Origin of the sequence: Methanosphaera cuniculi (genome assembly GCF_003149675.1) — an archaeon.
Classification (GTDB): domain Archaea; phylum Methanobacteriota; class Methanobacteria; order Methanobacteriales; family Methanobacteriaceae; genus Methanosphaera; species Methanosphaera cuniculi.
The window spans coordinates 23,729-32,098 of sequence record NZ_LWMS01000009.1 but is presented as its reverse complement, the minus strand read 5'-3'; the positions used below and the strand labels follow the sequence as shown (position 1 = coordinate 32,098).

The following is an 8,370-nucleotide window of genomic DNA, read 5'->3' as shown; positions in this document are numbered from 1 at the left end:
TATTCCGTAAAAATAAGCAGCTTTTTTAGGGTATGGATAGAAGATCCGTTTGATGGGACTGGGATGTAAGCTTCGAGATTCTTTGTATTCGAGTTGTTAAGTCTGCGGTTTCCAACACCCGAAATTTTACTCACAATTTCAGAGATTAAGAAAGAATAGATTCTTTTATAGATCTTATATTTTACAAATCATTATAGTTTTTTGTAAATCTTTTTATTCTCATTATTACTTTAATTTATACACATATGTACTAGGTTTTAATATATTCTAGTTAGGTGCATTCAGTATATGACTTATTTTTTCATGCTTTTGGATAAGTATATTATAACTTTTTTTTTCTAATGAGGAAAAATATCTTATTGGGTACGGCGACCATAGCGGTAGGGTCACATCTGATCTCGTCTCGATCTCAGTAATAAAGTCTACCTACGTTTTAATTGGTACTATAAGTGGTAAGCTTATGGGAAGGTTAGAAAGTTGCCGGCCTTTTAATTAATTAAATACTATACTTTTTTTTTACTAAATAATTTTCTACTAATTTTTAACAATTTATTTTTATAAACTCTAGTTTATGCAATGTTTTCTATTTTTGTTTCATAATCAATATTTTTAATAACTTATTTTTACATAGATTATCTTAGATGAAAGACTTATTTTTAATATAATTATTTTAAGATGAATTATTTTATTTTGGGAGGTATGATATTAGATGTTATATTTTATTGGTCTTGGTTTATTTAGTGAGGATGATTTAAGTGTTAAAGCTCTTAATGCTTTAAAGAGTGTTGATTGTGTTTATGCTGAATTTTATACTGCTCGTCTTATGGGTGGAGATATTAATAATTTGATGGATAAAATTGATGTTGATTTTATTGAACTTAAACGTGAGGATGTTGAGGATAATAATATTGTAATTAAGGAAGCTATGAATAAGGATATTGCATTTGTTACTGCTGGTGATTCTTTAATGGCTACTACTCATACTGATTTGTATGTTGAGGCTAAAAATCGTGGTATTGATACATGTGTTATTCATGGTAGTAGTATTTTTTCTGCTGCTCCTGGTCTTAGTGGTCTTCAAGGTTATAAGTTTGGTAAAACTACAACAGTTCCTTTTCCTGATGAAGGATTTTTCCCACATTCACCTTATGATGCTATTAAATTAAATTCTGATAATGGTTTACATACTCTTGTATTACTTGATATTCAGGCTCATCGTGATAGGTATATGACTGTTAATGAAGCTATTGATTATCTTCGTCGTATTGAATCTGAACGTAATGAAGGTGTATTTAGTGATGATAGAATAGTTGTTGGTATTGCTCATGCTGGTAGTGATGAACCTATTGTTTATGGTGGGAAAGTATGTGATGTTTTAGAGCATGATTTTGGTGGTCCTCTTCATTGTATGATTGTTCCTGGTGATCTTCATTTTATGGAAGCTGAAGCTCTTATAACACTTGCTAGTGTTGATAAAGAGTTACTTGAGGATTATTTATAAAATCTTCTCTTTTTTCTTTTTTATTAAATTTTTCTTGTTTTTTAAGAAAGATTTTAAATATATCTTTTTTTATATGTTATATTTAGATATTTAAAAAAAAATAATAACTAACTCTGATCTTATTTCTTAGTTAAATTCTTTTTTTGTATAAAAAAATAAGGATTATGAATTTAATTTTTTTTTATAAGAATCAATAATTAGTTTTTTGATAAACTTTAAGAAGTGTTTTAAAATGAATTATACAAATGATGATTCAGTATCTTTACTTAAAGAAACTCATATTACTCATGATGTCTATAAGGATATACAGTTTCTTCGTGATAAAAGAACATGTTTTTATCAAGTAGTATGTACTAAACATGATAATAGTCGATGTTTTGTATATATTGGATATGATGGTTCTACAGCAAGAAGAACATATAATCGTATTTTAGCATCAGCTAAAGAAATAGATGTCTAAAAAAAATAGATGAGTAATTAATAATTAGATAATATTAGAATTTTAAATAGTAAAAAAAAGGAGTAATATAAAAAAAAATTATAAAAATGAACTGATGTGATTTTTTATCTCACCTTTTTTTTTATATTATTTTTTTTTATAAAAAATAAAATTTTTTTTCCCTCTAATAACTTTCTTTTCTAGAATTTAGTATAATTGTGTATATTTTTGTAGGTAGTTTTGGTGGTTTTTATCAAGTAATCTATGTAATGTCATAAGTTCTGGATTTGTACATGCTCTTTGTTCTGTTAGATTTCTTAGAGTTTTGTTTTTCATGTTTTGTTGTACTTCTTTTATTGTGAATTCTAGTTGTTTTAAATTTGCATCAATTAGATCATCTTCTAGTTGGTATTCATCTTGTGGGTATATGTTTGTATTTGTCATTAGATTTTTGTTTTTTGCTTCATATATCACCCGTGATGTATCAAACATATCTATTCCCAGGTATGCTAGTATTGGTATGATTTGTGTTGTTGCAAATGGGAAGTATAGTGTTGTATTTGGATTTATGTTTTCACGTACTTCTATTATTATTTCAAGTAGTTTTTCAGGATTTCTCATCATTTCATCTGTATTTGCAAACATTAAATTTGTAAATCCTTTTTCTTCTAGTCTTTTTGCACATTCTACTCTTAAATCTGTATATTCTGCTCCTTGTATTACTGCAATTTTGTTTTTATCTTCTTCATTTTCTGCTAGTTTTATTGTTTTTTCCATGTTTTCTTGTGCTATTTCTTTTTGTATTTTAAATGGTGTGGGTATGTTTTTTACTTGTTGGATTTTTTTGTAGTCTATTATGTTAGGTGTTAATGCTTCATTTATTTGTCCAATTCTTGCAGGTCCATCATGGTTTTTTATTTTTATCATTCTTGTTCTTTTCCTAATTTTTTTTTGTATGTTTATTATTTTTGTGTTTTTTATGTAGTTAATATTTTATTTTTAAAACTAACTTAAATTAGTGTAACCTTAAAGGTTACAGTTTTATATTTTTTTGATACCTTTATATATTAACATCAAGTAAATTATAAAATAGAGATTTATAAAAAAATGTAAACACTATAATTTTTTGTCAAATTTCTACAAGTTAACTATTTAAAAATTTATCCAAACAATTTTTTTTCTTAATCTTTAATTAAGATTAGAAAAACATCTAAAAAAAATAAAATATTTAAAAAAAAAGATGAATTAAATTTTTTTTAATCGGATGTAAAATATATTAAAAAAAATATTAATTTAAAAAAAAAACCAAAAAATATTACAAAAAAAAGAATAACACACTTTTATAATTTATTTTAAAATGTGAACTTTTTTTTATTACTTAATGGAGTGAAAAAATGACATTATTAAACGAAACTGATTATTTAGTAACAGACGCAAATATCGATCCTTCATTTAAAAGCGAAATCATGGAAAAAGGAAGCGAAAGCTTAGCAGTATGTTACCAATGTGCAACCTGTTCAGGAGCATGTCCTTCAGGAAGAAGAACACCATACTTAATCCGTAGACTTGTAAGAAAATCATTAATGGGACTTAAAGAAGAAGTTATCTCAGATGACGCAATCTGGATGTGTACAACCTGTTACGCATGTCAAGAAAGATGCCCACGTGATGTAAAAATCGTAGAAATCGTAAAAGCAGTAAGAAACGTAGCAGCACACGAAGGATACATGTGCCTAGCTCACAAAAAAACCGGTTCATTCGTAGCAAAAACCGGACACGCTGTACCAATTAACGATAAAATAGAAAACCTACGTGCAGAAATTGGTCTTCAAGAAATCCCACCAACAACAGCACTCTACCCAGAAGCACTTGAAGAAGTACAAACATTACTCAAACTAACACAATTCGACGAACTTATAGGTTACGATTGGAACACCGGTCACCTAAAAGAAGAAGAATAAATACAAAATATTTTAATTTAGGAGGATAAATTATGGCATATGCTTACTTTTTAGGATGTATTATGAACAACAGATACCCAGGTATCGAAAAAGCAACAAGAGTATTATTCGAAACACTAGGTGTAGAATTAAATGATATGGAAGGAGCTTCCTGTTGTCCTGCACCAGGAGTATTCGGATCATTTGATAAAGAAACATGGGCAACCATCGCTGCAAGAAACTTAACAATTGCAGAAGATATGGGAGAACAACTCTTAACAGAATGTAACGGATGTTTCGGTTCACTTCACGAAGCAAACCTTGAACTTAAAGAAGACTCAGAACTAAGAGAAAAAGTAAACGGATCATTAAAAGACATTGGCCGTGAATACAAAGGTTCAACACAAGTAAGACACTTCGCAGAAGTACTATACAATGACATCGGACTTGAAAAAATCAAAGAATCATTCAAAAAAGAACTCAACTTAAATGTTGCAGTACACTACGGATGTCACTTCCTCAAACCAAGTGATCAAGTACAAATAGACAACCCTAAAAACCCAAAAATCTTAGATGAACTTGTAGAAATCACAGGTGCAAAATCAGTACCATACAAAGACAAAATGATGTGTTGCGGTGCAGGTGGAGGAGTAAGAGCAAGAGACCTAGAAGTAACAACAAGCTTCACCCACGAAAAACTAGAAAACATGTCAGCAGTAGACGTAGATGCAATCATCGACGTATGTCCATTCTGTCACATGCAATTTGATGCAGGACAAAAAGAAGTAAACGAACAATACGATACAAACTACGCAATTCCTGTATTACACCTTGCACAATTATACGGACTAGCAATGGGACTATCACCAGCAGACTTAACACTTGACAAACAAGTAGTTAACCCAGAACAACTCGTTGCAAAAATGGATACACCAAGAGAAGAATAAGTACAAAACTTATCAGAAAGGATAAAAAATTTAGATATAATGTAAGATATTAACTTACTATCTAAATAAATTCCTTTTCTCTTTAACAAAATAAACACCCCTAAAAAAAATGATAATTTTAAAAAAACTAAACTAATTTTTTATACACCATTTACATTAATTATAATTTTATATTTAGTTTATCTAAAAATCTAAATTTACATTTAATAAATCATAAAATTAGAAACCATAATATTTATAAAATTTAAAAGAATAAAACATTATTATAAAAGAAAATAAAATAAAAAAAAATATAAATTGAAAAAAAATATGATTATACTAAAAAAAAAAATTATATATGGAGTGATTTTTAATGCAAAAATTTATAACAGAACTAGTAGGAGTATTCACACCACGAGACTTACCAGAAGATTATGAAAAATTTGTAGAATACAAAGCAACAATCGATAAAAAAGATGTAAAAGATAACACACCAATAGCAATATTAAAAATCAAAGATACAACAAGCTACCATGTTCTATTTTTAGATGAATATGAATCAATGGATGAAATTGATAAAGAAATCGAAGAATCATTAGATGGTGAAATATACAACTACAACACTCGTAACATAATAGAAGGTCATCTAAATGACTAATGATGCATCACTAAAAGATCCATTATACCTAAGATGGACTGTTTTAGATCATTTACTAAAAACACTAAATAAAAACTATGATATACCAACAACTATAATTAAAGATCTTCAACTTGCACGAACACTTACAAACTTCTATCTTGATGATCCAACAGATAAAGATAGAATGAAAGAACTACCAAGAATAGAAGGTCTACTAAATAATATAGAACAAAATCTTATGATCATAGCAGATAATGAAGGAAAAGAATTTACAGATGAATGGACACAATACCTTCTTGATGCATCAAAAGGTAAAGAAATATTTAAAGGAATAAAAATACAATCAAAATTCATTCCAGGAATGCCTGCAAACTTTGAATTTGTAAGATTTAACTTTAATGATCCAATAGCTGAAGAAAGATTTATAGAAATATGTGAATATGAAAATGTAATAATAGAATTTGATGATAATGATAAATCAGTCTTCGTATTTGGAGAAAAACCACAAATTACAAATGCACTAAAAGAACTAAGTCCATTTTTCTCAGAACAAATGGTTATAGATGAATAAAAAAATTTGTTGGAAAATTAAATAAAAAAATACAATAACCACCCCCTTATTTAACCTTTTTTTTATAAAGAAAAATACTTAACTTTTATTTACTAATCTATCTTCATTTTTTATACTACTTTTATTAAGGCTAAAAAATATATTTTATAATATAAAAAGAATAATTTATTTTTTAATTTTTTAAAATAAGAATTTTAGAATAATATCATTTTAAAAAAAAATAATATACTTAAGGAGTGGAGATGCTTTTTCATGAAAATCTTAATACTTTCAGATATTCATAGTAAAACTGATAGAATATATGAATATCTAGATGAAAATAGCTTTGATGATATCATCATAACAGGTGATGTAACAGAATTTGGACCTGAAGAACTTTTTGTTGAAATTTTAGATAAACTATCAACATATGCACCAGTATATGCAATAAAAGGAAATTGTGATCCTACAAATGCAGATGAACTAATTGAAAAATCAAGTGCAACTAATGTAGATGGTAAATGTGTAAATCTTGATAAAATACAACTTGTTGGATTTGGTGGATCAAACCCTACACCATTTGACACACCAAATGAATTTAGTGAAGAAATAATATATGACTCTTTAAATAAATTCAATGAACAACTATCAGATAAAAACAAATATACAATACTCATGACACATGCACCAGCATATGATACAAAAACAGACACAATAGAATCAGGAGCACATGTAGGAAGTACATCAGTACATAAAATAATAGAACAAACACAACCAACACTTAACCTATGTGGACATGTACATGAATCAAAAGCAATAGATAAACTAGAAAATACAACACTACTAAATCCTGGAAATGCAGCAGAAAACAATGCAGCAATACTAACAATAACAGATGATGACATAAAAAATAAAAATGTTAACATACAACTAATCACCCTATAAAAAATTAAAATTAATAAAAAAAATATAAAACTAAATATAAAAAAAATTAACAAAAAAATGTGAGAGATTAAATATGGCAAAGTTTAGTGAAGACGATGTTTATATATTCAACAAAGAACGTGAATGTATGCAACGAGAAGATATGAAAGAACTACAACTAAAAAGACTAAAAAACACAGTAAAATATGCATACGAACACGTAGACTTCTATCGTGACTTATATGACAAACACAATGTACACCCAGATGACATAAAAACACTAGAAGATATACAAAAACTACCATTCATAACAAAAGACGACCTAAGAAAAACATACCCATTCAAACTACAAGCAGCACCAAAAGAAGACTGGAAAGAAGTACACTCAACAAGTGGAACAACAGGAATACCAACAGTAGCAGCATACACACAAAAAGACCTAGATATATGGGCAGAATCAACAGCAAGAGGACTTGCAAGTGTAGGAGTTAATCCAAAAAGTATAGTAAATGTAGCATATGGATTTGGACTCTTCACAGGAGGACATGGAGCACAATATGGAGCTCAAAAAATAGGAGCACTAGCTGTACCAATGTCATCAGGAAACACACCAAAACAAATTAACTTCCTAAAAGATTTCCCAGCAGACTTCCTATGTTGCACACCATCATACGCATTATTTATCGCTGAAACAATGGAAAAAGAAGGAATGGATCCAAAAGACCTACCACTAAAAGGAGGACTATTTGGAGCAGAAATGTGGACAGAAGAAATCAGAGCAAAACTAGAAGAAAAATTCGACATATCAGCACAAAACATCTACGGATTAACAGAAGTAATAGGACCTGGAGTATCAACAGAATGTCACATGAAAGATGGAATGCACATAGCAGAAGACCACTTCTATCCTGAAATAATAGATCCTGAAACACTTGAAGTACTACCAGAAGGAGAAGAAGGAGAAATAGTATTCACATCACTTACAAAAACTGGAATGCCTGTAATTAGATACAGAACAAAAGATCTAACATCACTAAACTATGAAAAATGTAAATGTGGAAGAACAACCGTACGAATGAGCAGAATCAAAGGACGAAGCGATGACATGCTTAAAGTAAAAGGAGTAATAGTATTCCCAAAACAAATTGAAGAAGTAATCATGAAAGTAGATGAACTTGCTCCAGCATATCAAATAATAGTATCAAGACCAGATACACTAGATGAAATAGAAGTACAAGTAGAAATAGATCAAGCAAACTTCTCAGATTCCATAACAGATCTTGAAACATTCAGAAACAAAATCGCAAAAAGCATAAAAGAAGCAATAGGAATAGGTGTAAAAGTAACACTAGCAGAACCATTCACCATACCAAGAAGTGAAGGAAAAGCAAAAAGAGTAATAGATAAACGAGACTTTAGCTAAAAATATAAATTTAAATAATATTTAATA

Annotated in this window: 8 protein-coding genes, 2 rRNA genes and 1 pseudogene; 10 read left to right on the top strand and 1 reads right to left on the bottom strand. The window is 28.6% G+C overall.

The window, feature by feature from the left end:
* The 4 genes from MSCUN_RS08375 to MSCUN_RS01530 all read left to right on the top strand — a co-directional run.
* Positions 1 to 134, top strand: a 23S ribosomal RNA gene (locus tag MSCUN_RS08375); the annotation flags it as partial.
* A gap of 230 nt (positions 135 to 364) precedes the next feature.
* Positions 365 to 486: ribosomal RNA gene (gene rrf / locus MSCUN_RS01540) — 5S ribosomal RNA — on the top strand.
* Between the two features lie 223 nt (positions 487 to 709).
* The gene (dph5, locus tag MSCUN_RS01535; protein ID WP_095609344.1) at positions 710 to 1,501 is read left to right on the top strand and encodes a diphthine synthase; all 792 of its coding nucleotides are present in this window, start codon (positions 710 to 712) and stop codon (positions 1,499 to 1,501) included.
* 232 nt (positions 1,502 to 1,733) lie between these two features.
* Positions 1,734 to 1,961 (top strand): hypothetical protein, encoded by a 228-nt coding sequence (locus tag MSCUN_RS01530; protein WP_095609343.1) that lies wholly within the window; start codon positions 1,734 to 1,736, stop codon positions 1,959 to 1,961.
* Positions 1,962 to 2,147: 186 nt separating this feature from the next.
* On the opposite strand, the gene MSCUN_RS01525 is transcribed toward MSCUN_RS01530, so the two are convergent.
* Complete coding sequence (locus MSCUN_RS01525; RefSeq protein ID WP_095609342.1) at positions 2,148 to 2,867, bottom strand: archaeosine tRNA-ribosyltransferase; 720 nt, start codon at positions 2,865 to 2,867, stop codon at positions 2,148 to 2,150.
* A gap of 461 nt (positions 2,868 to 3,328) precedes the next feature.
* On the opposite strand from MSCUN_RS01525, the pseudogene hdrC reads away from it, so the two are divergent.
* The 6 genes and pseudogenes from hdrC to MSCUN_RS01495 all read left to right on the top strand — a co-directional run.
* A pseudogene (hdrC, locus tag MSCUN_RS01520) lies at positions 3,329 to 3,901 on the top strand (CoB--CoM heterodisulfide reductase subunit C); the annotation flags it as partial.
* Between the two features lie 32 nt (positions 3,902 to 3,933).
* On the top strand, positions 3,934 to 4,827 hold the full coding sequence (gene hdrB / locus MSCUN_RS01515; RefSeq protein WP_095609340.1) for a CoB--CoM heterodisulfide reductase subunit B: 894 nt from the start codon (positions 3,934 to 3,936) through the stop codon (positions 4,825 to 4,827).
* Between the two features lie 352 nt (positions 4,828 to 5,179).
* Positions 5,180 to 5,464 carry a DUF749 domain-containing protein gene (locus MSCUN_RS01510; protein WP_095609339.1) on the top strand — a complete coding sequence of 95 codons (285 nt, stop codon included), beginning with the start codon at positions 5,180 to 5,182 and terminating at the stop codon, positions 5,462 to 5,464.
* Positions 5,457 to 6,017: a DUF2096 domain-containing protein gene (locus MSCUN_RS01505; protein WP_095609338.1), complete on the top strand. Its 561-nt coding sequence runs from the start codon at positions 5,457 to 5,459 to the stop codon at positions 6,015 to 6,017. Before MSCUN_RS01510 ends, MSCUN_RS01505 begins: the two co-directional genes overlap by 8 nt.
* Before the next feature lie 252 nt (positions 6,018 to 6,269).
* On the top strand, positions 6,270 to 6,941 hold the full coding sequence (locus MSCUN_RS01500) for a metallophosphoesterase family protein (RefSeq protein WP_095609337.1): 672 nt from the start codon (positions 6,270 to 6,272) through the stop codon (positions 6,939 to 6,941).
* A gap of 73 nt (positions 6,942 to 7,014) precedes the next feature.
* The gene (locus MSCUN_RS01495) at positions 7,015 to 8,343 is read left to right on the top strand and encodes a phenylacetate--CoA ligase family protein (RefSeq protein ID WP_095609336.1); all 1,329 of its coding nucleotides are present in this window, start codon (positions 7,015 to 7,017) and stop codon (positions 8,341 to 8,343) included.
* The last annotated feature ends 27 nt before the right edge of the window (positions 8,344 to 8,370 follow it).

What these genes read in the sequence shown, in the direction of transcription:
- dph5 (WP_095609344.1), top strand. Translation starts at nt 710, where the DNA reads ATGTTATATTTTATTGGTCTTGGTTTATTTAGTGAGGATGATTTAAGT.
- MSCUN_RS01530 (WP_095609343.1), top strand. Translation starts at nt 1,734, where the DNA reads ATGAATTATACAAATGATGATTCAGTATCTTTACTTAAAGAAACTCAT.
- MSCUN_RS01525 (WP_095609342.1), bottom strand. Translation starts at nt 2,867, where the DNA reads ATGATAAAAATAAAAAACCATGATGGACCTGCAAGAATTGGACAAATA.
- hdrB (WP_095609340.1), top strand. Translation starts at nt 3,934, where the DNA reads ATGGCATATGCTTACTTTTTAGGATGTATTATGAACAACAGATACCCA.
- MSCUN_RS01510 (WP_095609339.1), top strand. Translation starts at nt 5,180, where the DNA reads ATGCAAAAATTTATAACAGAACTAGTAGGAGTATTCACACCACGAGAC.
- MSCUN_RS01505 (WP_095609338.1), top strand. Translation starts at nt 5,457, where the DNA reads ATGACTAATGATGCATCACTAAAAGATCCATTATACCTAAGATGGACT.
- MSCUN_RS01500 (WP_095609337.1), top strand. Translation starts at nt 6,270, where the DNA reads ATGAAAATCTTAATACTTTCAGATATTCATAGTAAAACTGATAGAATA.
- MSCUN_RS01495 (WP_095609336.1), top strand. Translation starts at nt 7,015, where the DNA reads ATGGCAAAGTTTAGTGAAGACGATGTTTATATATTCAACAAAGAACGT.